General features: G+C 73.8%; 22 protein-coding genes. 9 read left to right on the forward strand and 13 right to left on the reverse strand.

From position 1 onward, the window contains the following. Positions 1-9: 9 nt before the first annotated feature. The 3 genes from ACFT4A_RS00405 to ACFT4A_RS00415 are packed head-to-tail and all read left to right on the forward strand — an operon-like array spanning position 10 to position 2009. On the forward strand, positions 10-792 hold the full coding sequence (locus tag ACFT4A_RS00405; protein ID WP_382824553.1) for a hypothetical protein: 783 nt from the start codon (positions 10-12) through the stop codon (positions 790-792). Then, positions 789-1334: a SixA phosphatase family protein gene (locus ACFT4A_RS00410; protein ID WP_382824555.1), complete on the forward strand. Its 546-nt coding sequence runs from the start codon at positions 789-791 to the stop codon at positions 1332-1334. The genes ACFT4A_RS00405 and ACFT4A_RS00410 overlap by 4 nt, the downstream gene beginning before the upstream one ends. Before the next feature lie 48 nt (positions 1335-1382). After that, positions 1383-2009 (forward strand): YigZ family protein, encoded by a 627-nt coding sequence (locus tag ACFT4A_RS00415; RefSeq protein WP_382824557.1) that lies wholly within the window; start codon positions 1383-1385, stop codon positions 2007-2009. A 186-nt stretch (positions 2010-2195) separates the two neighbouring features. On the opposite strand, the gene ACFT4A_RS00420 is transcribed toward ACFT4A_RS00415, so the two are convergent. Then, positions 2196-3830: an MFS transporter gene (locus ACFT4A_RS00420; RefSeq protein ID WP_382824558.1), complete on the reverse strand. Its 1635-nt coding sequence runs from the start codon at positions 3828-3830 to the stop codon at positions 2196-2198. A gap of 92 nt (positions 3831-3922) precedes the next feature. On the opposite strand from ACFT4A_RS00420, the gene ACFT4A_RS00425 reads away from it, so the two are divergent. Next, on the forward strand, positions 3923-4498 hold the full coding sequence (locus ACFT4A_RS00425) for a MarR family winged helix-turn-helix transcriptional regulator (protein WP_189724485.1): 576 nt from the start codon (positions 3923-3925) through the stop codon (positions 4496-4498). A 50-nt stretch (positions 4499-4548) separates the two neighbouring features. On the opposite strand, the gene ACFT4A_RS00430 is transcribed toward ACFT4A_RS00425, so the two are convergent. The 10 genes from ACFT4A_RS00430 to ACFT4A_RS00475 form a co-directional block, all read right to left on the reverse strand. Beyond that, positions 4549-5364 carry an SDR family NAD(P)-dependent oxidoreductase gene (locus ACFT4A_RS00430; protein ID WP_382824561.1) on the reverse strand — a complete coding sequence of 272 codons (816 nt, stop codon included), beginning with the start codon at positions 5362-5364 and terminating at the stop codon, positions 4549-4551. Between the two features lie 79 nt (positions 5365-5443). Continuing rightward, complete coding sequence (locus ACFT4A_RS00435) at positions 5444-6436, reverse strand: aldo/keto reductase family protein (protein ID WP_382824563.1); 993 nt, start codon at positions 6434-6436, stop codon at positions 5444-5446. 94 nt (positions 6437-6530) lie between these two features. Then, entirely contained in the window at positions 6531-7718 is a 1188-nt protein-coding gene (locus tag ACFT4A_RS00440) for a 3-deoxy-7-phosphoheptulonate synthase (protein ID WP_382824565.1), read from the reverse strand. A gap of 24 nt (positions 7719-7742) precedes the next feature. After that, positions 7743-9326, reverse strand: a complete 1584-nt coding sequence (locus tag ACFT4A_RS00445; RefSeq protein ID WP_382824567.1) for an aromatic amino acid lyase — start codon at positions 9324-9326, stop codon at positions 7743-7745. Between the two features lie 48 nt (positions 9327-9374). Continuing rightward, the gene (locus ACFT4A_RS00450; protein ID WP_382824569.1) at positions 9375-10769 is read right to left on the reverse strand and encodes an amidase family protein; all 1395 of its coding nucleotides are present in this window, start codon (positions 10767-10769) and stop codon (positions 9375-9377) included. Beyond that, on the reverse strand, positions 10762-11781 hold the full coding sequence (locus ACFT4A_RS00455) for an acyl-CoA synthetase (protein ID WP_382824570.1): 1020 nt from the start codon (positions 11779-11781) through the stop codon (positions 10762-10764). Before ACFT4A_RS00455 ends, ACFT4A_RS00450 begins: the two co-directional genes overlap by 8 nt. 2 nt (positions 11782-11783) lie before the next feature. Further along, positions 11784-12083 carry an acyl carrier protein gene (locus ACFT4A_RS00460; RefSeq protein ID WP_382824572.1) on the reverse strand — a complete coding sequence of 100 codons (300 nt, stop codon included), beginning with the start codon at positions 12081-12083 and terminating at the stop codon, positions 11784-11786. 55 nt (positions 12084-12138) lie between these two features. Next, on the reverse strand, positions 12139-12567 hold the full coding sequence (locus tag ACFT4A_RS00465) for a hypothetical protein (protein ID WP_382824574.1): 429 nt from the start codon (positions 12565-12567) through the stop codon (positions 12139-12141). A 20-nt stretch (positions 12568-12587) separates the two neighbouring features. Then, on the reverse strand, positions 12588-14360 hold the full coding sequence (locus ACFT4A_RS00470) for a prenyltransferase/squalene oxidase repeat-containing protein (protein ID WP_382824576.1): 1773 nt from the start codon (positions 14358-14360) through the stop codon (positions 12588-12590). Beyond that, positions 14357-15712, reverse strand: a complete 1356-nt coding sequence (locus ACFT4A_RS00475) for a phenylacetate--CoA ligase family protein (RefSeq protein WP_382824578.1) — start codon at positions 15710-15712, stop codon at positions 14357-14359. Before ACFT4A_RS00475 ends, ACFT4A_RS00470 begins: the two co-directional genes overlap by 4 nt. Positions 15713-16146: 434 nt before the next feature. Here ACFT4A_RS00475 and asnB point away from each other — a divergent pair, with 434 nt between their 5' ends. The 5 genes from asnB to ACFT4A_RS00500 all read left to right on the forward strand — a co-directional run bounded on the left by asnB (position 16147) and on the right by ACFT4A_RS00500 (position 23897). Then, positions 16147-17997, forward strand: coding sequence for an asparagine synthase (glutamine-hydrolyzing) (gene asnB, locus ACFT4A_RS00480; protein ID WP_382824579.1), 1851 nt, complete (start codon positions 16147-16149; stop codon positions 17995-17997). Positions 17998-18179: 182 nt separating this feature from the next. After that, a complete protein-coding gene (locus ACFT4A_RS00485; protein WP_382824581.1) occupies positions 18180-19343 on the forward strand; it encodes an exonuclease SbcCD subunit D in 1164 nt (387 codons plus the stop codon). Continuing rightward, on the forward strand, positions 19340-22345 hold the full coding sequence (locus ACFT4A_RS00490) for an AAA family ATPase (protein ID WP_382824583.1): 3006 nt from the start codon (positions 19340-19342) through the stop codon (positions 22343-22345). Before ACFT4A_RS00485 ends, ACFT4A_RS00490 begins: the two co-directional genes overlap by 4 nt. A gap of 55 nt (positions 22346-22400) precedes the next feature. Next, on the forward strand, positions 22401-22919 hold the full coding sequence (locus ACFT4A_RS00495) for an immunity 21 family protein (protein WP_189724473.1): 519 nt from the start codon (positions 22401-22403) through the stop codon (positions 22917-22919). 144 nt (positions 22920-23063) lie between these two features. After that, positions 23064-23897 (forward strand): SDR family oxidoreductase, encoded by an 834-nt coding sequence (locus tag ACFT4A_RS00500; protein ID WP_382824585.1) that lies wholly within the window; start codon positions 23064-23066, stop codon positions 23895-23897. A gap of 6 nt (positions 23898-23903) precedes the next feature. Here ACFT4A_RS00500 and ACFT4A_RS00505 read toward each other — a convergent pair whose 3' ends face one another. After that, positions 23904-25595 carry a DUF885 domain-containing protein gene (locus tag ACFT4A_RS00505; protein ID WP_382824587.1) on the reverse strand — a complete coding sequence of 564 codons (1692 nt, stop codon included), beginning with the start codon at positions 25593-25595 and terminating at the stop codon, positions 23904-23906. A gap of 31 nt (positions 25596-25626) precedes the next feature. Then, positions 25627-26118 (reverse strand): Lrp/AsnC family transcriptional regulator, encoded by a 492-nt coding sequence (locus ACFT4A_RS00510; RefSeq protein ID WP_382824589.1) that lies wholly within the window; start codon positions 26116-26118, stop codon positions 25627-25629. Positions 26119-26146 lie beyond the last annotated feature (28 nt).

Consider the following 26146-nt stretch of genomic DNA (forward strand, 5'->3'; position numbering starts at 1 on the left):
ACGCCGAACATGCCTGCGTGTGCGCGCCCACCCGCCTACGCTCGCCTCGTGCTGCGCATCATCGACGCCCGTAGCGGCGAGCCGGTCGACGCCGCCCCGGCCCGCCGGGGCCTGACCCGTGTCGAGGTGCACGCGCCCGACTTCGACACGACGAGCCTGCGGGTGCTGCTCGTCGCCGACCTGCTCGTCCGGGCCCTGGAGCTCGGCGGCACACCCGTGTGGGCCCTGCTGACCGGCGGGCGACGACAGGCGGAGCTGCGCGCCGGCGCCGCGGCGCTCGGCATCCGGCCCTTCGAGGACAGCCCCGACGTGAGTGCCGGGCTGGGCGAGGCGCAGGTCATCCACGTCGCGGTCGAGGGCGGCACGGCGACGGACGGTGTGCGGATCGATGTCGCCCCCGCACAGCCCGACATCCCGGACCCTTCCGCACACCCGGACACGCGGGACGGCGCCGACCCCGGTGTCCTGCGCCTCGCCCTGCTCGCCCGGCACCACAGCGCCCCCGCCCTGCTGGAGGCGGCCGCGCTCGACGAGGCCCGGGACACCCTCGCGCGGTGGCGCGGCGCGGTCGCCCGTTGGGCCAGGCTGCCCTCGCGGCCCGTCCCCGACGAGGTGCGCCGGCGGTTGCGCGACGCCTGGGAGGATGACCTGGACCTGCCCCGGGTACTGGACATCCTGCACGATGTCGAGACCGAGCCGGAGCTGCCCGACGGCGCGCGCTTCGAGACGTACGCGTACGCCGACCGGCTCCTCGGCCTCGACCTCACCCGCGACCTGGGATCCCCGTCATGATCGAGCGTGCCGGAGCCGGCCCACTGCGCCGCCTGGTCGTCCTGCGGCACTCCAAGTCCGCCTGGCCCGTGGGCGTCGCCGACCACGAACGCCCCCTCGCCCCGCGCGGCCGCCGGGACGCCCCCGCGGCCGGACGCGCGCTGGCCGAGGCCGACTGCCTGCCGGACCTCGCGCTGTGCTCCACGGCCGTACGCGCCCGCCGGACCTGGGACCTGGCCGCCGGCCAGTGGGGCACGCCCCCGCCGGTCCGCCACGACCGGAGGCTGTACGCCGCCGGTCCCTCCGGCCTGCTGGCCGTCGCGCAGGAGGTGCCCGCCGAGGTCGAGACGCTGCTGCTGATCGGGCACAACCCCGGCCTGGAGGAACTGGTCGTGGCACTCGCCGCCGACGGGCTCGACGACACCCTGGAGCGGGTCCGTACGAAGTTCCCCACCTCGGCGATCGCCGTCCTGTCCTGGCGCGGCGCGACCTGGCGGTCCCTCGCCCCCGGCACCGCGCTGCTCACGTCCGTGATCGTGCCCCGGGGCCGGAAGGAGAAGTAACGGCGGACCGGTCCGGGCCGCTCCCGGGCGCCCGCATAGGCTGGCCGGATGCAGGACGAATACCGCACGGTCGCACGCGCGGGCGTGCACGAGACCGAGGTCAACCGCTCCCGCTTCCTGTGCGCCCTCGCCCCGGCGGCCACCGAGCAGGAGGCCCAGGCCTTCATCGCCGCGGTCCGCAAGGAGCACGCCGCGGCCAACCACAACTGCTGGGCCTATGTCATCGGCGCCGACGCCTCGGTCCAGAAGGCCAGCGACGACGGCGAGCCCGGCGGCACCGCGGGCGTCCCCATGCTCCAGATGCTGCTGCGCCGCGACATGCGGTACGTCGTCGCCGTCGTCACCCGCTACTTCGGCGGGGTCAAGCTCGGCGCCGGCGGTCTCATCCGGGCCTACGGCGGAGCGGTCGGCGAGGCCCTGGACACCCTCGGCTCGCGCACCCGCCGCAGGTTCCGCCTGGCCACCGTCACCGTCGGCCACCAGCGGGCGGGCAAGCTGGAGAACGACCTGCGCACCACCGGCCGCGAGGTACGGGACGTGCACTACGGCGAGGCGGTCACGATCGAACTCGCCCTCCCGGACGCCGATGTGGACGCCTTCCGTGCCTGGCTCGCCGACACGACCGCCGGGACGGCCGTGTTCGAACCGGGCGGGGAGGCGTACGGCGACGCCTGAGGCGACGTCAGCCACGTACCCGCCGGTCGAGCGGCGGGCCGGCGTGGGGCGGGCGCCGTGGGTGGCGCGCGACGGCCCGCGGAGCACCGTCGGGGCCGTCGCGCACGGGAACGCGCTCCGCCCGCCTCGGCCGGGCCGGCAAGGGGACGGAGCGGTGAAGGCCGGGCCGTCTGCCGCCGATGGCGGCTACCGGTCCGTGCGGCGGACGCGGTCGGCGCCGCTGTCACCGGCGCGCGCGTCGGCGCCCGTCGGATCGTCCGGGTGAACGGCGGGGAGGCCGTCCCGGACCCGGACGCCTTCGGTATCCGCACCCGCCGCGGGTCCCGCGCTCGCGGGAACGCGGCCCAGCCGTACGGCGAGCAGCGCGGTGCCGACGGCGAGTGCCGCGAGGACGTAGGCGGTGAGGTCGAAGGCCTCCGCGAACTCGGCCAGGCCGGTGTCCGGACCCGGCGCTTGTGGATTGGTACCCAGGAAGCCGCGGTACAGGGCCCCGATGACCGCAACGCCGAAGGCCATGCCCGCCTGGGTGACGGTGTTCAGCACACCCGATCCGGCGCCGGCGTCGTCCGGGTGGACCCGGGAGAGGACGGTGTCCACCAGGGGCGCGACGACCAGGCCCTGCCCGAATCCGGAGACCCCCATCACCGCGGCGAGCCCGATCGCCTGGCTGGTGCCGTCCAGGCCGGTGACGGCGGGCACGGCCGCGAGCGAGACCGCCATGACGAGGCCGCCCGCCACCGACACCCCGATGCCGAACCGGGCGGCGAGCCTGCGGCAGGCCGCCGAGGCGGCGATGAAGCCGAGGCCGAGCGGCACGAAGACCATGCTCGCGGCCAGCGGCGTCAGCTTCAGGCCCGACTGGAGGTGGTACGTGAGGACCAGGAACAGCCCGGCGTTGCCGGAGAAGAACAGCAGCACGGTGCCCATGCTCAGCGGGAAGCCCTTGGCCCGCAGCAGCCGGCTCGGCAGCAGCGGGTCGTTGCCCCGGTCCTCCGTCCGGCGCTCCCAGCGCAGGAAGGCCACGGCGCCGGCCGCGCTGAGAGCGAAGCAGCCGTACGTCCACCAGGGCCAGCCGTGCTCACCGCCGAGGATCAGCGGGATGAGCACCAGCGGCAGCAGCACGGCGGTGAAGACGGCGCCGATGATGTCGAGCCGCGGCAGATCGGCGCTGCGGCTCTCGGTAATCGCGGGCACGGCAGCGCACAGGATCGCCGCGCCGATCGGCACGTTGATCAGGAAGATCATGCGCCAGCCCAGACCGGCCACGTCGAGGTCGAGCAGCAGGCCGCCGCCGACGAGGCCGGCGATGACGCCCGCGCCGATGGAGGCACCGTAGGCCCCGACCGCTCGGGCCCGGTCGCGCTCGTGTACGAAGACGGCCCGGATGAGGGAGAGCACCTGCGGTGTCATCACCGCGGCCGACAGGCCCTGGAGGACCCGGGCCGCGATCAGCGTGCCCGGGCTGGGTGCGAGCGCGCACAGCAGGGAGGTCAGGGTGAAGGTGGCCACCCCGTACTGGAAGGTGCGCTTGCGGCCGATCCGGTCGCCGAGCCGGCCGCCGGTTACCATGCCCGCTGCGTAGGCGATCACGTATCCGTCGATGACGAACTGGAGTTGGCCGAACCCGGCGTTCAGGTCCGCCTGGATCCCCGGAGCCGCGACGTTCACGATGAACATGTCGATCTGGCTCATGAACATCGCGAGCAGGACCACGGTGAGTCCCGCCCAGTCCCGCCCGGTGGCTCGGGGAGGGCCGGCCGTGGTGGCGGCCCCGGCCTCTGCCCCGGCCTTCGGACTCGCTTTCCGTGTCTGCGTGCGCATATCACCACTCGGTTTCGACGGTGCGCCGGAGCGCGAATGTTTAGTGCTAAATTCAGATCTAAATGTAGCAGGTCAGTGTGGAGGGTGAGCTCATGAGGGCATCAGAGGAAAGCGATCGCCGGCCGGCGGGAGAAGACCCGGCGGATGCCATCGCGGCTGCCTGGAGCCGTGAGCGGCCCCAGACTCCGGTGGGTTCCATCGGCGTGGTCACGAGGATCTGGCAGCTCGCCAAGCACTTCGGAGACGACCGCCGGCGGGTGCTCGCCGAGGCGGGGGTCGACCCGGCCACCCTGGACCTGCTCAGCGTGCTGCGCCGCAGCGGGAAGCCCTACACCATGAGCACCCGGGACCTCGCCGTGCACTCCCTGGTCACCGCGGGGGCCATCTCGCAGCGGGTCGCGCGCGCCGAGCGCGACGACCTGGTCACCCGCCGCCCCGCGCCCGGTCGCAGCCGCGCGGTCCTGGTCGAACTGACCCCGGCGGGACACGAGCTGGTGGAGCGCACCGTGGACCGGGTGCTCGCCCGCGAGGCACAGCTCCTGGAACGCCTGGGCCCGGAGCGGCGCGAAGCGCTTGCCGAGTTGCTGCGTGAACTGCTCGACGATGTGCAGGATCAACTCAATGTGCAGGGTGTTTCCCATGTGGGGCACGAGGGCCTGGATGGCTGATCCCGGGCGTCCCGGCCGGGAACATCGCCCTGTTCCCGGCCGGGACCGGCTCAGTAGCCGTAGGCGCTCGGTGCGTTCTGGCCGCCGTCCACCGGGATGTTCGCGCCGTTGACGCCCCGCGCCCGGTCCGAGAGCAGGAAGGCGATCACCTCGGCGACATCCCGCGGATCGACCAGACGGCCACCGGGGAACTCCTTCTCGAACGCGCGGTAGGCCCGCGGGTCCTCGTCCCGGAGCCTGGCCCAGCCCTTGCCCTCGATCAGCATCGAGCCGGGCGACACGCAGTTGACCCGGACCCCTCGCGGCCCCAGCTCACGGGCGAGGGACGAGGCCATGTGGATCTGCGCCGCCTTGGCCGCCGCGTACTGGGCGGGCGGTGCGGGCTTCCAGCCGGAGACGGAGGAGACCAGCACGGCGCTGCCCCCCGTCCCGGCCAGGTGGTCGGCGGCCTCGCGCAGGGCGACCGCCGGATGGGTGACGTTCAGCCGGCACGTCAGGTCCCAGTCGGACGGCTCCGTGTCGCGCAGGTCCGTGCCGCGCGCCCCGCCCGCGACGGTCACGAGGCCGTGCACCCGGCCGAGCCGGGCGGCCGACTCCCGTACGAACGCCGCGAGGGCGGAGTCGTCGAGGACGTCCAGCCGCTCCGTGTGGAGGCTGCGACCGTGCCGGGCGCGCACCTCCTCGGCCACCGCCTTCAGCGAGGCTTCGTCGCGGCCGCACACGGCGAGATCGCATCCCTGCGCGGCGAGCCGGAGAGTGGTCTCCCGCCCGAGCCCCCGGCTGCCGCCGGTCACGATCACCGCCCTTCCGGAGGATCCGGGACGGCCCACCTCCCGAGCGCCGCCCGCGACGTCCGTGTCGTCCACGCCGTTCATACTCCTCTCCCTGCGCTGTCGGCCCCCGTCCGTGTGTCCCGTTCGTTCCCGCGACCGGCCCCGCGACAGGTCAGCCCGTCCTCGCCGGGTCCCGCACGATGTACGCCGAGAGGATCTCGTCGATGCGGTCCAGCACAGCCGGTTCCAGGCGCACGCCGGAGGCCGCGGCGTTCTCCTTGACCTGCTCGGGACGGCTCGCGCCGATGATGGCGGCGGAGACGGAGGGGTTCTGGAGGACCCAGGCGACGGCGAGCTGGCTCATCGTCAGTCCGAGGTCAGAGGCGACCGGCCCCAGCTCCTGGACGGCCCGCAGCGCCCCCTCGTCGTTCATCCAGTGGCCGACCAGCATGTCGACGAAGCCCTTGCCGGCCTCGGCGCTCGCCCGGGAACCCGCGGGTGCCGCGGCGCCGGGCAGGTACTTGCCGCTCAGGATGCCCTGGGCCAGCGGCGACCAGACGACCTGGCCGAGCCCCTCCCGCTCGCAGGCGGGCACGACCTGCGACTCGATGACCCGCCACAGCATGGAGTACTGCGGCTGGCTGGCCACCAGCGGGACGCGCAGCTCCCTGGCCAGGCCGGCGGCGCGGCTGATCTGCTCGGCGGTCCACTCGCTCACGCCGATGTAGAGGGCCTTGCCGGAGCGGACCAGGTCCGCGAAGGCCAGCATGGTCTCCTCGAGCGGAACGGCCGGGTCGTAGCGGTGCGCGTAGTAGAGGTCGACGTAGTCGGTGCCGAGCCGCCGCAGCGAGCCCTCGCAGCCCTCGACGACGTGCTTGCGGGACAGACCGCGGTCGTTGGGGCCGGGCCCCACCGGGTGGCACACCTTGGTGGCGAGCACGAGGCCCTCGCGCCGCTGACCGGCGAGCGCCTTGCCGAGCACGGTCTCGGCGCGGGTCTCGGAATACACGTCGGCCGTGTCGAACGTGGTGATGCCCGCGTCGAGCGCGGCGCGCACGCAGGCGTGCGCCGCCTCCTCGTCGATCTGGGCACCGTGGGTGATCCAGTTGCCGTAGGCGATCTCGCTGATCACGAGGCCGCTCTGGCCGAGCCGGCGGAACTCCATGTGCTGTTCCCCTTCTTGGGTCTGGTTCTTCTCTCGGATTCGGATGCCGCCGAGCGCCCCGGCGGCGCGCGTGCGGGCGCGGCGGCGCGCCGCCTCACAGCAGTGCCGCCGTACGGGCCACCACCTCGCCGGCCTGGTGCGGACTCAGCCGCGGGTCGCAGGCCGACTCGTAGCGGGGCAAGGGCGTGGGCGAGGCCAGCTCCGCCGCCGTGTCGACGCACTCGGTGACAGGGCCGTGGGCCGTCTCCAGCATCAGACCGGCCGGACGCAGGCCGTGCGCGTGCAGGCCCGACACGAAGCCCTCGATCTCCGCGACGACGTCGCCCACCACGCGGCTCTTCTGCCCGGCGCCGTTGACCCGGGTGTTGCCGTGCATCGGGTCGCAGATCCAGGCCACGCCTGCGGCCTCGTCACCGAGCGCCCCCAGCAGGGCGGTCAGCTTCGGGACGATGTCGTCCCGGCCCATCCGCACGATCAGGGAGAGCCTGCCGGGACGGCGCGGATCGCCGAGCGTCCGCACCAGCGTGCGGACGTCCTCGGGCGAGGCCTTGGGGCCGATCTTCACCCCGACCGGATTGCTGACCGACGCCGCGAACTGCACGTGCTGGTGGTCGGGCTGACGGGTCCGGTCGCCGATCCACAGGAAGTGGCCGGAGGAGCCGTAGCGGCCCCCGTCCGCGTCGGGGCGCACCAGGGCCTGTTCGTACTCCAGGAGCAGCGCCTCGTGTCCGGCGTACGTGCGCTGGGACGCCGTCCGCCCGGCCAGGCCCATGTCCCGTTCGAGCAGGGTGCTCAGGGTCGTACCGGCGTTGCGGTGGGCCAGCAGCAGCCGGGACGGCAGCGCGGTGCGCGCCGCCGGGGTGGGCTCGGGGGCGTTGACGGCGTCCCCGCGGTAGACGGGCAGCACGGTGCCGTCGGGCAGGGTCTCGGTCGGGCTGGAGCGCGGCTTGGCGTACTGCCCGGCGATCCTCCCCATCCGGACGGCGGGAAGACCGCTCGCCTCGGTGAACTCGTCGGCCAGCCGGTGCAGTTCGTCCGTCTTGGCGAGCACGGTCTCGGGGTTGGCGTCGGCGAACCGCTCGGCGCACTCTCCGGCCTGCAGCACGAAGGCCTCGCCGTGCGCGGCCCGCCCGAGTTCGGCGGTGAGGTCGGCGCAGGCGGTGGCGTCCACCAAGGGCGGTTTGGACTCCAGCGAGAGCAGGACGTCCTTGAGTTCGTCGAGCGAGGCCCATTCGGGCTGCTGAAGGGCACGGGCCGGCAACAACAGGCGCGTGGCGGTCATGGTTGTCCTCCGTGGAAGTGGGCGTCACACCGCCGCGGCGCGAGGCGCGTCCGCGGGGGTGGCGTCGGGGCCCGGGTCGGGGTCGGTGACGGCGAGCGGCAGGAAACGGGCCCGGGCCCGCCCGGCCGCCCGGGTGATCTCCTCGGCGAGCGGACGGTCCCGGTCAAGGGGCGGGAACTCCTCCCGCAGCTCCCGCCACAGCCGTCCCTCCTCACGGTCCTGGTGCCCCGTCAGATGGGCGAGCTGGTTGACCGCGAGGAGCAGCGAGCCGAGGATCCACCAGGCCCGTTCGGTCATCTGCGCGACGGCGTTGGCGCTGTTGAGGGCGAGCGGCACCTGGTCCTGGTTGTGCAGATTGGTCGGTACGGCCGTCAGGGAGGCCGGATGGCCCAGCTGACGCAGCCGGCTCAGATGGGAACTCGCGGCGATCTGCACGCCGGCGAAGCCGCTCCCGGCGCCGGGCCGTGGCGTCAGCAGCGGCGGCAGACCGCCGTTGGCGGCCGGGTCCAGCACCAGGGCGAGCTGCCGCTCCAGCAGGTAGGCCACCTGGTGGACACCGCAGGCGTGCGTCTCGGAGACGAACGCGACGGGCGCGGCGTGGAAGTTGCCGCCGTGCAGCAGGGTGCCGTCGACGAGCACGGGGTTGTCGCTGCACCCCTCGGCCTCGTCGGTCAGGACCGAGCCCTGGAGGTCCAGTTGGTCCAGGACGGCCCCCAGCACCTGCGGGGCGCACCGCAGCGAATAGCGCTCCTGGAGCGGCCGGTCCGGGCCGGGTGCCGTACCGGTCCCGGCGCCGGACGCGGTGCGTTCGGCCCGGATCCACGCTGCGGCCGTGCGCTGCCCGGGCTGGTTGCGCACCCGCTGCAGGGCGTCCTCGTAGGGTTCGCCCGAGGCGCCGAGCAGCGCGGCCGTACGGCCGGTGACCACCGCGGCGGCCCGGGTGAGCGCGCCGAGTTCCCGGTGGGTGTGCAGGGCGCGGGCCAGGCAGGCGCTGCTGCCGTTGACGAAGGCGAGCGCGGACCGGGCCTCCCATACGACGGGCGGCAGGCCCAGCGTGGCCAGCGCGGACGCCGCGTCCGCACGCCGCCACTCGCCCTCAGGGCCCCGGCACCATGCCTGACCCGCGCCGTCCGCTGCGAACGCCAGTGCGGCGTGGGCCAGGGGCACCAGGTCGCCGCTCGCGCTCAGGCTGCCCTCGCTCGGCACCACGGGGACGAAGCCCGCGTTCACCAGGTCGGCGAGGCGCTGCCAAGTCTCCGGCGCGACGGCGGAGTGCCCCAGGGCCATGCCGCGCAGCCGCAGCCAGACCATGGTCCGGGTCACCTCGGGCGGCAGCGGATCCCCCTGCCCGGTGGCCAGGTGGGAGATGAGGCCGGTCCCCTGACGGGCCGGGTCCGGGTCGGCGGGATGGTCCACCAGCGGGCCGAAACCGTGGGTGACGCCGTAGACGTGCCGGGAGCCGTCGAGGCCGGCCAGGGCGCGGCGGGCCGCCGCCATACGGGAGTGCTCGGCGGGCGTCGGTTCCAGTGGGGCGGTGCTGCGGTCCAGCAGGTCACGCACCCGGGTGTCGGGCGATCGGCTGTCGTCGGATGAGCGGGGGAGGGGCATGACTGCCTTCCGTCGTCCTGGTGCGGGCGGATGTGCGAACCCGCCCCTTCAGCTCGGCCGGAAGCCGAGCGGGCCGACCGCCTCCTCCAGCAGCCCGGCCAGCCGGATCAGCAGCGGTTCGTGGTCCCGGCGGGCGATGAGCTGGACGCACAGCGGCGCGCCGCGCTCGTCCCGTGCGACCGGCAGGGTGAGCGCGGGCAGCCCGGCGAAGCTGGCGAGCGGTGTGTAGGCCACCCGCAGGTCGTAGTCGGGGTCCTCGGGGGACGGGATGGTCGACACCCGGGCGTCGGCGGCGGCCAGGTCCGGCGGGGCGGCCGGGTCCAGGGGCAGCAGCCAGGCGTCGACGCCCGCGGCGTCGAAGTCGCCCTCGACCGTGGCGCGGGTGTGCGCCAGGCGCTCCAGGATCCAGGCGTAGCGCTCGTCCGGGACCTTGGCCCCCACCTCCAGGGCGCCCCGGGTGGTCTCGTGCAGGTCGGCGGGCACCCAGGGCCGCCACACCTGGTAGGCGTCCCAGGCCTGCCGCGCGCACAGCTCCCAGGCGGGACCGCGCAGCGCCCACAGGTCGTCGACCCTTACCGGGCCGACCTTCTGACCGCTCGCCTCCAGATGCCCGCAGGCCGTCTCCAGTGCCCCGCGCATGATGGGCCCACAGGTGCCCTCGGGCCCTTCGGCGTTCGCCACGACACCGATCCGGTACGGACCCTCGCCGGCCGGGTGCTGGGCGCCGAGCCGGTCGAGTCCGAGAAGCGGCCACAGGTAGGCGAGGTCCGCCGCGCTCCGGGTGACCCAGCCGAGGGCGTCCATGGGCGGGGAGAGCGGGAAGACCCCCTCCAGCAGGGAGGCGCGCTGCGTCATCCGCAGTCCCACCGTTCCGCACTGCCCGGCGGGCCAGCGCACCGAGCCCAGCACGTCCGTGCCGAGGCCGAGGTCGCAGATGCCGGCGGCCACCGACACGGCCGTACCGGTGCTGGAGCCGCCCGGGTCGATCCGCGGAATATACGGGTTGACGCACTCCGAGCCCACCCCGATGTTGAGCTCGGTGGTGACGACCTTGGCGGTCACGGCCGCGAGTGCGGGCGGCAGGGCGGCGATCGCGGGGTTCGAGAGCCGGGCGTGGTGACGGTGGCCGCGCAGGCCCAGCCGGGTGGGAAAGCCGGCCACGTCCACGGTGTCCTTCACCCCCACGCGCACCGGCGGGGCGTCGGTGCCGAGCGGGGCGCGCTGGACGGTCGCCCGGTAGCGGGCATCGGCCCGGTCCGACCAGTCGGCCTCCGCGGTGCGCCACTCCTCGGCGGTCAGCGTGCCCCGGGAGCGCGCCGCCACCCTCTCCTGCAACGGCAGCGCCATCGGTGCGCCCGGCCGCGGCGCCTCGGGCGCGGCGTTCCAGCGCGCCTTGTGCGCGTAGCCGGTGATCGCGTCCTGCGGTGTGGGGGCTTCAGACATGCTCGGCCTCCTGGGCGGGGCGTGCGGTGGCGGTGAGTTCGGCGGCGAGGACCTTGCCGGTGGCGCTGCGGGGGATACGGGGTACGCGACGCACGGCGCGCGGCGCGGGCAGCCCCGAGGGGAGCCGGCCCAGCCGCCGGCGCAGGTCCGCCGGGTCGACGGTTTCGGGCCCGGCGTAGAACACCTCGTAGTGCTCTCCCCGGACCGGGTCGCTGACGGGCGCGCAGACGAGGTCGAGGCCGGGGCAGGCGGCGCGCGCCAGGTCCTCCACGCGGGCCAGGTCGCAGCGCACCCCGTTCACCTTGACCAGCCGGGACGCCCGCCCCACATGGTGGAAGGTGCGCGGAGTCACCGGCGCGACGAGATCGGGCAACTCCCAGTCGTCCGGGGGCGCTTCGGTGCCACTGCGGCGGGCCAGCCGGGGACTGGTGACCCTCAGGCGCCGGACCGTGCCGTCGCCGTCCGCGATACCGCCCGGCAGCACCTCCACGTCGGGCAGCAGGCGCCAGGGCAGGCCTCCTGTGTGCTCACCGGCGACGGGGCGGTGGGCGACGGCCCCGGTCTCGGTGGAGCCGAGCAGCTCGTACGCCCGGAAGCCGGTGTCCGCGAGGCGTTCGGCGACCTGGTGGGCCGCCGGCGTGGCCGGGCCGGTGCTGTGCAGGGCCGTCACCCGCCCGTGCCGGGCCAGGGCCGCCGTGTGCCGGGCGAGCAGCTGCCAGGTGGAGGGCAGACAGACCAGCAGGGTGGGCACGCCGTCGTCGAGCGGCGGCACGGTGAGCGGCTCGTCCCACAGACCGGTCACCGGGACGTCCTCGAGCCGGGGCAGCTCCCGTCCGTACAGCCGGCCGTAGAGGTGGCCGGGAGGCGCGTACGACACGATGCGGCCGAACCGGGCGGAGCCCAGCACCACGTCGTGCACCAGTGCCGCCTCGGCCTGTAACTGGGCCTCGGTGCGCAGCCAGGTCACGGGCGGGCCGGTGCTGCCGGAGGTGGCGAAGGGGATGTCCGGCACGGTCAGCTCCCGAGCCCGAGGGCCGCCGTGTCCTCCAGGCGCTCGTGGGTGAAGCGCACCATCCGCTCCACGCTGGAGAACCAGAAGCGGACGTCGTCGGCGACGAAGTCCACCTCGATGCCGAACTCGCTCTCGACGGCGGAGATGCACTCCATGGCGGTGAGGCTGTCGTAGCGCTCACCGAGCGCCTGCTGGAGGTCGGCGTCGGAGGGCACGTCGGTGAAGGCGTCGCCGATGCGGGTGGCCAGGACGGTACGGGTCCGGTCGTGGATCGCTTCGGGGGAGGGGATGGTCGTGGTCATGGTCGTACTCCTTGCTGGTGGTACATGGGGTGGTGAGGCGTGGGCGCCGGTGCGGTCAGACGGCGGCGGGCGCGGTGGGACCCACGTCGGTGCCGTCGGCCCGGCGGAGCCCTTCGCCGGCGCCGAGATAGACGTCTGAGGGTGAGGTCGGCCGGAACTCCAGGTAGCAGAAGGGGGTTCGGGCGTCGGCGCCGAGCGCCTCGGTGACGCAACGGGCGAGCCCGTCGCGGAAGGCGTCGTCGCGGTCGGGGCCCACACAGCACGTCACCGACGCGTGGCGCGGGCCGGAGCCGTCCCCGTCGTGCGGCAGGGCCTCGACCGGCATCCCGCCGGAGAAGACGGTGCTCTCCTCGGTGGGTTCGAAGCGCACGACGACATGGCCGGCCTGGACGCCCCGGGCGGTGAGCCAGCGGGTGAGGTGCAGCGCGACGGCGCGACGGCGGGGCACGGGGAGTTCGGGGGTACGGATGGTGATCGTGGGCACGAGGTCTCCCGTTCGGCGGTTCAGGACAGGGCGAGGGCCGGCAACGCGCCGGGGTCCGCGGCCAGGCGCCGGGCCAGCAGGGTGCCGAGACAGTCGGCGAGCGGCCCTCCGCCGCCGGGGGCCAGCGGGCTCCACGCGGTGCCGTCGGCGCCGCGCACCCGGTCGGTGAAGGCGCGGACGTGCCCGGTGTCGAGGGCGAGCCCGGCCCGGTCGGCCGCCAGCACCGCCTCGTAGGTGGACAGCAGGTCGGGCACCCGGTTGCCCTCGCCCGCGTAACCGCCGCCGCGCACGCGATGGCGGGCGAGCAGGACGCCGACGGCCTCGCGGGCCTCGTCGGGCGGGGCGAGGCCGGGGCCGAGGAGCAGCCGGACGCGCTGGGCCTGAAGGGCCGGGCGCAGGCCCGGTTCGGCGCCCGGCACGTTGCCGTGCGCGAACGGCTCGCCCTCGGCGGTGCGGCACGCGTCGACGAAGGCGAGGACGCCGGCGAGGTCGAGGCCGAGCCCGTCCGGTCCGCCGAGCAGGGCCGCCGTCTCCACCGCGGCGGCCGTGGACACCAGGTCGGACCCGCGTCCCTCCCAGTAGCCGAACCCGCCGTCGGCGTTCTGGAGTTCGGCCAGCCAGTCGGCGATCCGGTGCCGGGCCGCCCAGTCCTCGGCGAACGCTCCGGCCGCGAGGGCCCACAGGGTGCAGCGCACCTCGCTGCCCCGGCCCGGCATGTACATCACGCCGCCCTCGTTGGGCAGTTGGCAGCCCTCCAGCCAGCGCACCTCGTCGGGGCGCGGGGCCGCGGGTCCGGCCGAGAGCACGGCGGCGGCCGTGGACAGGGCGTCCGCCGCGACCCCGGGTTCCCGGTAGGTGTAGCCGCCCCCGGGGCAGCCCAGTTCGGCGATACGGGCCGTGACGGCGTCGGCGACGGGGGAGAGGGGAGCGCCGAGCGCCTTGAGCGTGCCCACGGCACAGAAGGAGGCCCACACGTCCTCGACGTCGTACCCGTCCCAGCGGACGAAGGCGCCGGAGGACCCGCGCCGGCGCATGACCCACTCCTGGCAGCCGTCGGGATCACGAGGCGTCCGGCCGAGCGCCGCGAGCGCGCCCACGGCCCGGTACGTGGCCCACAGGCAGGGCACCTCGGCGGCGGGCGCGAACCGGAAGCCGCCCTCCTCGCCCTGGCGGTCGCGCAGCCAGTCGGTGAGCGCCTCCACGTCCCACGGCGGTTCGCCCGAGGCGCCGTCGTCCGTGGCGGCCCGCCAGGCCATCACCCCGTAGTAGCAGGCCCGTACGTCGGCCTTGCCGCGCCGGGCGTCCTCGGGGGACCAGCTCAGTCCGCCCCCGTCGCACTGGAGCCGGCTCAGCCAGTCCAGCAGCCGGGCGCGGTCGGGCACCGGGCCGCCGCACAGCTCGACAGCCGTGCGGGCGGAGAAGTGGGTGGCCCACACGTCCGGGGCCTGCCCCGGGAGCATCGCGTAGGCGTCGCCGGACCAGGTGCGCTCCAGCCAGCGGGCGGTGGCCTCGGTGCCGGGCACCTGGCGGCCCATGTCGCGCAGCGCCTGGGTGCAGTAGAAGGTGGCCCAGGCGTCGGAGAGCATGCCCCGGCTCCAGGCGTAACCGCCGTCGGCGTTGCGCCGCCCGGTCAGATAGGCGGCCGTGCCGTCCGGGTCGGTGACCGTGTCCGTGCGGTCCAGCCAGGCCAGCGTCCGCACGGCGGCATAGGTGCACCACAGGTCGGGTTCGCCGCCGGACACACCCCGGCCCTGGGGCGCGCGGGGGGCGGTCGTCGTCACGGTGGCGGTCATCGCGCGACCTCCACTTCCCGGATGTTGGACCGCTTCCAGCTCTTCTGCGAGGCGCCGCTCTTGGTGTTGGCGGGCAGGGAGTTGACGAACACCACCCCGTCCCAGCGCAGCCCCAGCAGTTCCTCGGACCTGGCCTGGACGCGCCGGCACTCCTCGGGCTCGCCGTCCCGGCCGGCGCCGATGCCGCGCTCCAGGAGCAGCCGGGCGTAGGTGCCCTCGCTGTCCACCTCCAGCAGGTAGCCGGTGGCGTCGGTGACGCCGTAGACGACCTCCTCGACGGCGCGTACCGACAGGGGCGTGCCGCGCACGCGCAGGCCGTCGCTCGAGCGTCCCTGGACGGTGATCGCGGGCGCCGCGCTGCCGCACGGGCAGTCCGCCTCGACGGACACCTCGTCGCCGGTGTCGAGCCGCAGCAGCGGCCTGGCGTGCGCGTTGAGCGGGGTGACGACGAGCCGTCCCCGCTCGTGGCCGCCCCGGTCGTGCAGCGGGACGACGCCCTCGGGGGTGGCCAGCTCGAAGTAGGTGGCGGCAGGCAGCAGGTGCTGGCGGCCGTGCGCGCAGGCGGCGGCCAGCGTGCCGGTCTCCGTGCTGCCGTAACTGGCGTCGTAGACGTCGGCGTTCCACCACCGGCCCAGCCGGGCGCGGAAGGGAGCGGTGTTGACCTCGCCGAGCAGCATCAGCCGCTCGACCGAGGAGTTGAGCTCGTCCAGCTGCCCGCGCTGCGCCAGCAGCCGGGTGAACTGCAGGGCCACGCCCGGGGCGACGAACACCGTGGTGGGGCGGTAGGTCCGCCACATCGACTCCAGCCGGTCCCAGCCGGAGATGCCCGTGGCGAACGGATAGGCCCGGATGTGCGCGTGGTCGAGGTACTCGCAGACCCCGGCGACCAGATCCGCCACCGGCACGATGTCGGACGGCAGCAGGATCACCACGCGCTCGTCGGAGCCGAGCAGCGGGCGCCACGCCTCGGCCACCGAGACGGTGTTCCAGATGGTGTCCTCGGCCCGGCGCGGGGTGGGCGTGGGCTGCCCCGTGGTGCCGGTGGTCTCGTAATACTTCGAGGCCTCGGTCGGCGATACGGCCGCGAAGTCCAGGGGCCGCGCCTTGAGTGACTCACGCGGCGTCACGGGCAGCTCCCGGAAACGGTCGAGGGAGAACTCCCCGATATCGTCACGGCTCTCACCTGCACCGTAGGCCCTTGTTCCGCGCGCGCGTCGCCAGGCCGCGGAGAGCTTTCCCGTGTAGAAGTTCTCGGCCGGGATGCGGCCTTGATTCTCCCTTATCTCGGCCTGTGCCTCACGAAGTATTGTCTGGCGTTTGTCGGTGTGCAGGATCACACGAACCTCGCTCAATTATCGCTTGTCGCTTGCGCACAGCCGGGAAGAAGGAAGGGCTGTACGCGCCCGTGACGTCGGTCTCGACGGGCCGCCCTGCGAGGGTCGGGAAGCCACAGCTCAAGGCGTGGCGCAGGGGTCAGGAGCCCGACCCACAGCGAACGTATAGCACTAAAGGTGAACCGTGCAACCGCCCCCGGTGGGCTCAACTCGCCCTGTGCGACCGAAAATCGACGACCCCGGTGGCGCTGTAAAGTGCCTACTACTCAGTACGTTGCCCGAGTTGGTTTTCCGGCCTAGTCTCGACGAGCGTCGAGGGGAAACCGGCGTCATTTTGAAGCTGCGGTTAATCGAGTCCCAACAGCGGGTTTCGTGCCCTGTTGGAGCGCATATCGCACGCCGTTTTACCCGGCAGTCCGCAACCCTCATCCGAATCCGGTTGGAGCTTTCTCATGTGCGGAATCGCAGGCTGGGCCGACGTAGGACTCGACCTCACACGGGAGGTGGACGGCGTCGAGCGGATGGTGCGGACCATGGCCTGCCGAGGGCCGGACGCCGCCGGAATCCACGTCGGCACGCACGCGGTCCTCGGACATCGCCGGCTGGCGATCATCGACCTGGAAGGCGGCAGGCAGCCCATGGCGGCGCCCGAGCCGGACCGGCCCGCCGGGGACAGGCCGGCCGTGGTGCTCAGTTACAGCGGCGAGGTGTACAACTTCCGCGAACTCCGCGAGGAACTCCGTGGGTTCGGCCACACCTTCCGCACCCGCTCGGACACCGAAGTCGTCCTGCGCGCCTACCTCCAGTGGGGCCAGGACTTCGTCAGGCGCCTCAACGGCATGTTCGCCTTCGCCCTGTGGGACGAGCGCGAGGAGCGTCTCCTCCTGGTGCGCGACCGTCTCGGCATCAAGCCCCTCTACGTCGCACGGCTCGGGGACGGTGTGCTGTTCGGCTCCGAACCGAAGGCGATCCTCGCCCACCCGCGCTTCCGCGCCCGGCTCGACAGCCAGGGACTCGCCGACCTCCTCGGCCTGATGAAGTCGCCGGGCGTCACCCCCTACCGGGACATCGAGGAAGTGCCGCCGGGCTGCGTCGCCGTCCACGACCGCGACGGGCTGCGGACCGAGCGGTACTGGAGTCTGGGGCGGCAGCCGCACGAGGACGACCTCGGCACCGCGGCGGACACCGTGCGGGACCTGCTGGAGGACACCGTGTCCCGCCAGATGGTCACCGACGTCCCGCTGTGCACCCTGCTCTCCGGTGGACTGGACTCCACGGTGCTGACCGCGCTGGCCGCCCGGGTCCAGGCCCGCGCCGGTGAACCGCCCGTGCGGTCCTTCGCGGTGGACTTCACCGGCAGCGAAGCCGACTTCAAGGCCAGCGCCTTCCGGCCGGAGCGCGACTCCCCCTACGCCCTCGAAGCCGCACGCCACATCGGCACCGACCACCGGCTCATCGAACTATCCGCCGACGAGCTCACCCGGGACGCCCACCGCGACGCCGTGCTGCGCGCCCATGACCTGCCGTACACCTTCGGCGACGTGGACACCTCACTGCACCTGCTCTTCCGGGGGATACGCGAGCACTCCACCGTCGCCCTGTCCGGGGAGTCGGCCGACGAGGTCTTCGGCGGCTACGCGTGGTTCCACGACCCGGCCGTCATCGAGGCGGCGGCGTTCCCCTGGCTCAGCCGTATGCAGCTGATCACACCCGAACTGCTCTCCCCGGCCTTCCGGGCGGCCACCCGCTTCGAGCAGTACCGCGCCGACCGCTACCAGGAGGCCCTCGGGGAGGTCGAGCACCTGCCCGGCGACTCCCCGTCGGAACGCCGCACGCGTGAGATAAGCCACCTGCACCTCACCCGCTGGCTGCCCGCGCTGCTCGACCGCAAGGACCGGCTCAGCATGGCCGCCGGTCTGGAGGTGCGTGTGCCCTTCTGCGACCACCGGCTCGTCGAGTACGTGCACAACACGCCCTGGGACCTCAAGACACCGGACGGCGACCCCAAGGGCCTCCTCAAGCGGGCCACCCGGGACATCGTGCCCAGGTCCGTGCTGGAGCGGCGGAAGAGCCCCTACCCGACCACCGCCGACCAGCTCTACGAGAAGGACCTGCGGGCCCGGACCCAGGCGCTCCTCGCCGACCGCTCCTCGCCCGCCTTCGACATCGTCGACGCCGGGCAGCTCGGCCGCATGCTCGACCTCCCCCTGGGCCACTTCGACACACAGCTGCACCGCAACGGGCTGGAGACCGCTCTGTACCTCGACCGGTGGATGCGCGAGTACGACATCGCGCCGGAATGACGGCACGGCGGCATGGATGCGGATATGTCCACTGAATCGCCGTAGAAGGCAGGGGCAGTCCGAGGTTCGTGGTGGAGCAGGGGTCCGCACGCGTTAGCGTGGTGGGTCTGACAGTGAGCCGTCCTGGCTCGCGCTGGTCGTGGAGCGGTGGCGGGGAGAGGCATGCGGGTCGGAGCGGTGTCGTGAGACTGCTGCACACATCCGACTGGCACCTCGGCCGGTCGTTCCACCGGGTGAACATGCTCGGGGCCCAGGCCGATTTCATCGGCCGGCTCGTCGAGGCCGTGCGGGAGCGGTCCGTGGACGCGGTGGTCGTGTCCGGGGACGTCTACGACCGGGCGGTGCCGCCGCTCGCCGCGGTCGAGCTGTTCGACGACGCCCTGCACCGGCTCGCCGACCTCGGCGTGCCGACCGTGATGATCTCCGGGAACCACGACTCGGCCCGCCGTCTGGGGGTCGGCGCGGGCCTGATCGGGCGGGCCGGCATCCATCTGCGGACCGAGCCGTCGGCGGCCGGTACCCCGGTGGTGCTGGCCGACGCCCACGGGGAGGTCGCCTTCTACGGGCTGCCGTATCTCGAACCGGCCCTGGTGAAGGACGAGTTCGGCGTGGAGAAGGCCGGGCACGAGGCCGTGCTCGCCGCCGCCATGGACCGGGTCCGCGCCGACCTCGCCACCCGCGCGCCCGGCACCCGCTCCGTCGTCCTCGCGCACGCCTTCGTCACCGGCGGCGAGCCCAGCGACAGCGAACGGGACATCACCGTCGGCGGCGTCGCCGCCGTACCCGCCGGCGTCTTCGACGGCGTCGACTACGTGGCCCTCGGGCATCTGCACGGCTGCCAGACCCTCACCGACCGCGTCCGCTACTCCGGTTCCCCGCTGCCCTACTCCTTCTCCGAGGCCCGGCACCGCAAGAGCATGTGGCTCGTCGACCTGGACGCCGACGGGTCGGTCGGCGCAGAGCGGGTCGACTGCCCCGTGCCGCGCTCCCTCGCCCGGATCCGGGGCACGCTGGAGGACCTGCTCGCCGACCCGGAGCAGGCACGGCACGAGGAGTCGTGGGTCGAGGCGACACTCACCGACCCGGTCCGCCCGGCCGACCCGATGGCCCGGCTCACCGAGCGCTTCCCGCATACCCTCAGCCTCGTCTTCGATCCCGACCGCACCGAGGACGACCCCGACGTGTCGTACGCCCGGCGCCTCGCCGGCCGCAGCGACCAGCAGATCGCGGAGGACTTCGTCGCCCATGTGCGCGGCGCCGGACCCGACGCCCACGAACAGGGCGTGCTGCGGGACGCGTTCGACGCGGTCCGGGCCGACGAGACCGTACGGGAGGTGGCCCGGTGAGGCTGCACCGGCTCACGGTCACCGCCTTCGGCCCCTTCGGAGGCACCCAGACCGTCGACTTCGACGAGCTGTCCACGGCCGGGCTGTTCCTGCTGCACGGACCGACCGGCGCGGGCAAGACGTCCGTCCTCGACGCCGTGTGCTACGCCCTGTACGGCTCGGTGCCCGGCGCCCGGCAGGGCGGCGGACAGGGCGCGACCCTGCGCAGCGACCACGCCGCAGCCGCGACCCGCACCGAGGTCGCCCTCGAACTCACCGTCGCCGGACGCCGGTTGGAGGTCACCCGCCAGCCGCCCTGGGAGCGCCCCAAGAAGCGCGGCACCGGCACGACACTCGACAAGGCCCAGACCTGGCTCCGCGAGTACGACGCGACGGCCGCGGCCTGGAAGGACCTCAGCCGCTCCCACCAGGAGATCGGCGAGGAGGTCACCCAGCTGCTCGGCATGAGCCGGGAGCAGTTCTGCCAGGTCGTGCTGTTGCCCCAGGGCGACTTCGCCCGGTTCCTGCGCGCCGACGCCGAGGCCCGGGGCAAGCTGCTCGGCCGCCTGTTCGACACCCGGCGCTTCGCCGACGTCGAGAAGCGCCTCGCCGAGCGGCGCCGGGCCACCGAGGCCCAGGTGCGGGACGGGGACGCCGCGCTGCTGGCCGACGCCCACCGCATGCAGCAGGCCGCGGGCGACGCCATGGAGCTGCCGGACCTGGACCCTGGCGAACCCGGGCTGGCCGAGGCCGTGCTGGGCGCCGCCGCCGTCGCCCGTGCCACCGCCCGGGAACAGCTCACCGTCGCCGACTGCACCCTCACCGCCGCCGAGTCCGCGCGGGCCGCCGCCGGCCGCGCCCTCGACGACGTACGCGAACTCTCCCGGCTCCAGCGGCGGTTCGCCGAGGCGCGGGAGCGGATGGCGCGCCTGGAGGAGGGCGCCGAGGCATACCGGGAGGCGCAGGCGCGCATGGAGCGGGCCCGCAAGGCCGAGAGGGTCGCGCCCGCCCTGGATCTGCGGGAGTCCGCCGACGCCGAACACCGGCGGGCCGCCACAGCCGAGGCACGCGCGCGAGCCCTGCTGCCCGAGTGCTTCGCCGACGCGGGCGCGGCCGGACTCGCCACGGCCGCGCGCCGGGCCGCCGAGGAACTGGGCGGGCTGGACTCGGCCCGCCGCGCCGAGCGCCGGCTGGTCGAACTCCTCGACGAACGCTCCGGCCTGGACCGCCAGGAGCGCGCCGACGCGGACGTCCTGCGGGAGGCCGAGGACTGGCTCGACGGCTGGGAGGAGACCCGCGCCGGTCTCCAGGCCCGGGTGGACTCCGCGCAGCAGGCCGCCTCCCTCGCCGAACAGCTCGCCGTACGACGCGAACCCGCGCGGCAGCGGCTGGCGGCGGCCCGGCGGCGCGACCGGCTCACCCAGGACACCGACGAGGCCGTCGTCCGGGCCCGGGACGCACAGGAGCGGATGCTGCGGGCCAAGCAGCACTGGCTCGACCTCAAGGAGCAGCGCCTGACCGGCATCGCCGCCGAACTGGCCGCGCACCTCACCGAAGGCGAGCCCTGCGCCGTCTGCGGGGCCACCGAACACCCCGCCCCCGCCCGCAAGGTCGCCGGGCACGTCGACCGCGAGGCCGAGGAAGACGCCCTGGCCGTCTACCAGCGCGCCGACGAACAGCGCACCGCGGACGAACGGCGGCTGGGCGACGTACGGGAGGCGCTGGCGGCGGCCACCGCCGAGGCCGGTGACACCCCCACCGGGCAACTCTCCGACGAGGCCGATGAGCTGGAGGAGCAGTACGAGCAGGCCCGCCGCGGCGCCGCCGAGCTGCACTCCGCGCGGGAACGGCTGCGGCAGGCCGGGCACGAGCAGGAACGGCGCGTCGCCGCCCGGCAGGAGGCCGCCGTGCGGACCGCCGCCCGGGTCGGACACCGGGAGCGGCTGGACCGGGAACGGGCCGGCCTGGAGGAGGAACTGGACCGGGCGAGGGGCACCTTGGACAGCGTCGCCGCGCGGGCCGCGCAGCTGGAGCGGCGGACCGCGCTGCTCACGGACGCCGCAGACACCGCCCGCGCCGCCGAGGACACCGCCCAGCGGCTCAAGGACGCCGACGCCCGGCTCGCCGACGCCGCCTTTCGCGCCGGCTTCGAGACCCCGCAGTCCGCGGCCGACGCCCTCCTCGACGACGCCGTCCACCGTGAGCTGCAACGGCGGCTGGACGCCTGGCAGACCGAGGAGAGTGCCGCACGCGCCGTCCTCGCCGAGGCCGACACCGCGGCCGCCGCCCGGCAGCAACCCGCCGACCTGGAGAGCGCGGAGCGGGCCGCCTCCGCCGCGGACCGGCGGACCCGCGACGCCGCCTCCGCACAGGACGCCGCCGCCCGGCGGTGCGCCGAACTCGACCGGCTGTCCACCCGGGCGACCGCCTCCGTGCACCGACTGGCACCGCTGCGCGAGGAGTACGAGCGGGTCGCCCGCATGGCCGGTCTCACCGCCGGCACCTCGGCCGACAACGAACGCCGGATGCGCCTGGAGTCGTACGTCCTCGCGGCCCGGCTGGAACAGGTCGCCGCCGCCGCGACCGTACGGCTGCGGCGCATGTCCTCCGGCCGCTACACCCTCGTCCACTCCGACGACCGCACCGGGCGCGGGCGCAGCGGACTCGGACTGCATGTCGTCGACGCCTGGACCGGCCGCGAGCGGGACACGGCGACCCTGTCGGGCGGTGAGACGTTCTTCGCCTCGCTCGCCCTCGCCCTCGGCCTCGCGGACGTCGTCACGGACGAGGCGGGCGGCGTGCGGCTGGACACCCTCTTCATCGACGAGGGCTTCGGCAGCCTCGACGACCAGACCCTCGACGAGGTCCTCGACGTCCTCGACTCCCTGCGCGAACGCGACCGCAGTGTCGGCATCGTCAGCCATGTGGCCGATCTGCGACGGCGGGTCCACGCACAGCTGGAGGTCGTGAAGGGCCGGTCCGGTTCGGTGCTGCGGCAGCGCGGTGTTCAGGGGGGTTTGTGACAAGGCCCTAACCCCCGGCACGGCGTGGCGCGTTGACCTTGTAGGTTCTTGCCTCATGGTGCGATACGCGGAGCCGGGCACGGTGGAGTGGGTGGAGTCGGGCGGCGGACCGCTGATAGCGGTGCCCGAGACGGTTCTGCCGTTCTGGGCGGGTGCGGACGGTGAGGAGACGGCGTCCGACTACGACCGGGCGTGTGAGGTGGACGGACACGTCGGGCTGCTGCCGGTCGGCGACTGTACGGCGCTGGTGCTGGGTGACGAGCCGGCCTCGACCGCCTATCTGCCCGACCAGGGCGTGTTCGTGCGGTGGTGTGCGGGCAACTCCGAGGGCGAGTTGCTGGCGAGTGTTCCGGTGGCTGTCGATTCGGCGGAGTGGGAGCCGGAGGTCAGCTGGGACGTGCCCGGGGCCGTCCTTCTTTTTGACGCGGCCTGGCCTGGGGGCGAGCCTTCGGGGAGCGACCGTGTGCGGGTTGTTCTGGAGCCAGGGCGTTATGCGGTGCGGGCGGCTCGGGTGCAGCCGGGGCCCGAGACGTGGCTGGGTCTGGTGCAGCTTCGGTTGGTGGCGCCGAGGTAGCCGGCGGTTGCCGGCCGTTGGCGTGTGCGGGTTGTCTGTGGCTGGTCGCGCCCACGCGGTCGAGCCGCATATCAGAACAGCCCCGCGCCCCTAAAGGGCGAAAATCGTGTGCGTCGATCGAGAAGCCCGGCCACGATGATCCGTATGCCGCGACTTCCTCATCCCAGTCCCGAAGAACTGCGCCGTGACCCCCTCCCCCTGCGTGGCCGTACGGCCCTTGTGACCGGTGCCAGTCGGCGGGGTGGGATCGGGCATGCCGTGGCCCGGCGGCTCGCCGCCTACGGGGCGAGTGTCTATCTGCATCACCATGTGCCGCACGACGCCGACATGCCCTGGGGCGCCGACCGGACCGAGGACGTGGTGGCGTCCGTGCGCGACGCACTCGGTGATCCCGAGGCGCGGGTCGTCGCCGGGCCCGGTGATCTGGCCGATCCGGCCGTGCCCGCCGAACTGATCGGCAGGGCTGCCGACGCGCTCGGCGGGCGGCTGGACATCCTCGTCGCCAATCACGCGCAGAGCGGATTCGACGGGTCTCTGGACGAGATCGACGCGACGATGCTCGACCGGCACTGGGCGGTCGACACCCGTTCGGTCCTGTTGCTCGTCCAGGCACACGCCCGGCTGCGGCCGGCGGGCCCCGGAGGCCGCGTCGTGATGATGACGTCAGGCCAGGACATTGCGAGCGGTATGCCCGGCGAGATCGCCTACGCCCTCCAGAAGGGCGCCCTCGCCTCGATCACCCGCTCCCTGGCGACGGCACTCGCCGAGCACGCGATCACGGTGAACACCGTCAACCCCGGTCCCGTCGACACCGATTACCTGACCGGTGAGGCGTACGAGGCAGTCGAAGCGTGCTTCCCCGCCGGACGGTGGGGCATGCCCGACGACCCGGCCCGCCTCATCGCGTGGCTCGCCACGGACGAGGCGGAGTGGGTCACCGGGCAGGTCATCGACTCCGAGGGCGGCTTCCGCCGCTAGCGGCGTCTACAGCTGCGACAGCTCGTCGACCAGGTCGTCCAGGCCCAGCGAGCCCTGGGAGAGGGCCGCCATGTGCCACGCCTTCGGGTCGAAGGCGTCGCCGTGCCGGGCGCGGGCGTTCTCCCGGCCCAGCAGCCAGGCCCGCTCGCCGAGCTTGTAGCCGATGGCCTGGCCCGGCATGGACAGATAGCGGGTCAGCTCGCTCTCCACGAAGTCCGCGGGGCGGCTGCTGTGCGAGCCGAAGAACTCCTGCGCCAGCGCGGGCGTCCAGCGCTCCCCGGGGTGGAAGGGCGAGTCGTCCGGGATCGTCAGCTCAAGGTGCATGCCGATGTCGATGATGACGCGCACGGCCCGCATCATCTGCGCGTCCAGGTAGCCCAGCCGGCGCTCCGGGTCCGTCAGGAAGCCCAGTTCGTCCATCAGCCGCTCCGCGTACAGCGCCCAGCCCTCGGCGTTGGCGCTCACCATGCCGACGCTCGCCTGGTAGCGGGAGAGGTCCTGCGCCACGTGCTTCCACTGGGCCAGCTGGAGGTGGTGGCCGGGGACGCCCTCGTGGTACCAGGTCGACACCAGGTCGTAGAGGGGGAAGCGCGTCTCGCCCATGGTCGGCAGCCAGGTGCAGCCCGGCCGCGAGAAGTCGTCCGAGGGCGGCGTGTAGTACGGGGCCGCGGCGCTGCCCGGAGGGGCGATGCGCGACTCCACCCGGCGCACCCGCTCGGCCAGGTCGAAGTGGGTGCCGTCGAGCGCGTCGATCGCCTCGTCCATCAGGGACTGCAGCCAGTCGCGGACCTCGTCGACGCCCTCGACGTGCGTGCCGTTCTCGTCCAGGTGCGCCAGCGCCACCCACGGCGTGGCCGCGCCCGGCAGGATCTTCTCGGCCTCGGCCTTCATCTCGCCGAGGAGGCGGTGGTACTCGGACCAGCCGTAGGCGTACGCCTCGTCCAGGTCGAGATCCGTGCCGTTGAAGTAGCGCACCCAGCGCGCGTACCGCTCCCGGCCCACGACGTCCGGCGCGCCCTCGATCGCCGGTGCGTACACGTCCCGCATCCAGTCGCGCAGCCGCAGGACGGCCTCGGTGGCCGAACGGGCGGCGGTGTCCAGCTCGGACCGCAGGGACTCGGGGCCCGCCGACGCGAACTGCTCGAACCAGCCGTGGCCCGCGCCGTCCGCGTCGGCCCACTCGCCGAGCTGCTCCACGAACGTGGCCGTGGCGCGGGGACCGCCGTACAGCTTCCGCTCCAGGCCGAGCGCCAGCGACTCCCGGTACCCCTCCAGCGCGGCCGGGACCGCGCGCAGCCGCTCCGCGATCGCCGCCCAGTCCTCCTCCGTCTGCGCCGGCGTCACCGTGAACACCTGCCGCACCGCGTGGGCGACGGAGCTCAGGTTACTGACCGACCGCAGGCTCTCCTCGGCGTCGTGCACCGCGAGTTCGGCGTTGAGCCGCTCGCGCAGCAGCCGGCCGCAGCGGCGTTCGATCTCGCTGTCGGCGCCGGGCAGCCGCTCGGCCTCCTCCAGCCGGGCCAGCGTCCGGCGCGCCAGCTCCGCGGACGCCTCCTGGCCCGCGGGCGAGGTGTCGGGCAGCCTGCTCGAACTCTCCTGCACGCCGAGGAACGTGCCGGTGATCGGGTCGAGGGCGACGAGCTCGTCGACGTAGGCGTCGGCGACCTCACGGGGCAGCGGGCTCTTGATCTCAGACATGCGGCCATCCTCGTACGACGAGAAGCGCACGTCATCCCGATTGAGCCGAGGGCGAAGGCGGCAGCAGCGGTCCGCACTCCCACTGCTGGAAGATCAGCCGGGTCTCCACCCGCGCCACCTCCCGCCGCGAGGTGAACTCGTCCAGCACCAGCCGCTGCAGATCGGCCATGTCGGCGACCGCGACATGGACCAGGTAGTCGTCCGGGCCGGTCAGGTGGAACACGGTCCGCGACTCCGGCAGCGCCCGGATCCGCTCCACGAACGGCCCCACCAGCTCGCGCCGGTGCGGCCTGACCTGCACCGACAGCAGCGCCTCCAGGCCTCGCCCCAGCTTGGCCGGATCGAGTTCCAGCCGGTGCCCGAGGATCACGCCCGAGCGGCGCAGCCGGGTCACCCGGTCCAGACAGGTCGACGGTGCCACGCCGACCTGCGCGGCGAGCTCCCGGTACGTCGCCCGGGCGTCGTTCTGCAACAGCCGCAGAAGGTGGAGATCCACCGGGTCCAGTACGACAGATTCGGCCATCGGCCGAACGTAACACGGGCTTCTTCCG

This window comes from Streptomyces sp. NPDC057099 (genome assembly GCF_042671245.1).
Lineage (GTDB): Bacteria > Actinomycetota > Actinomycetes > Streptomycetales > Streptomycetaceae > Streptomyces > Streptomyces purpurascens.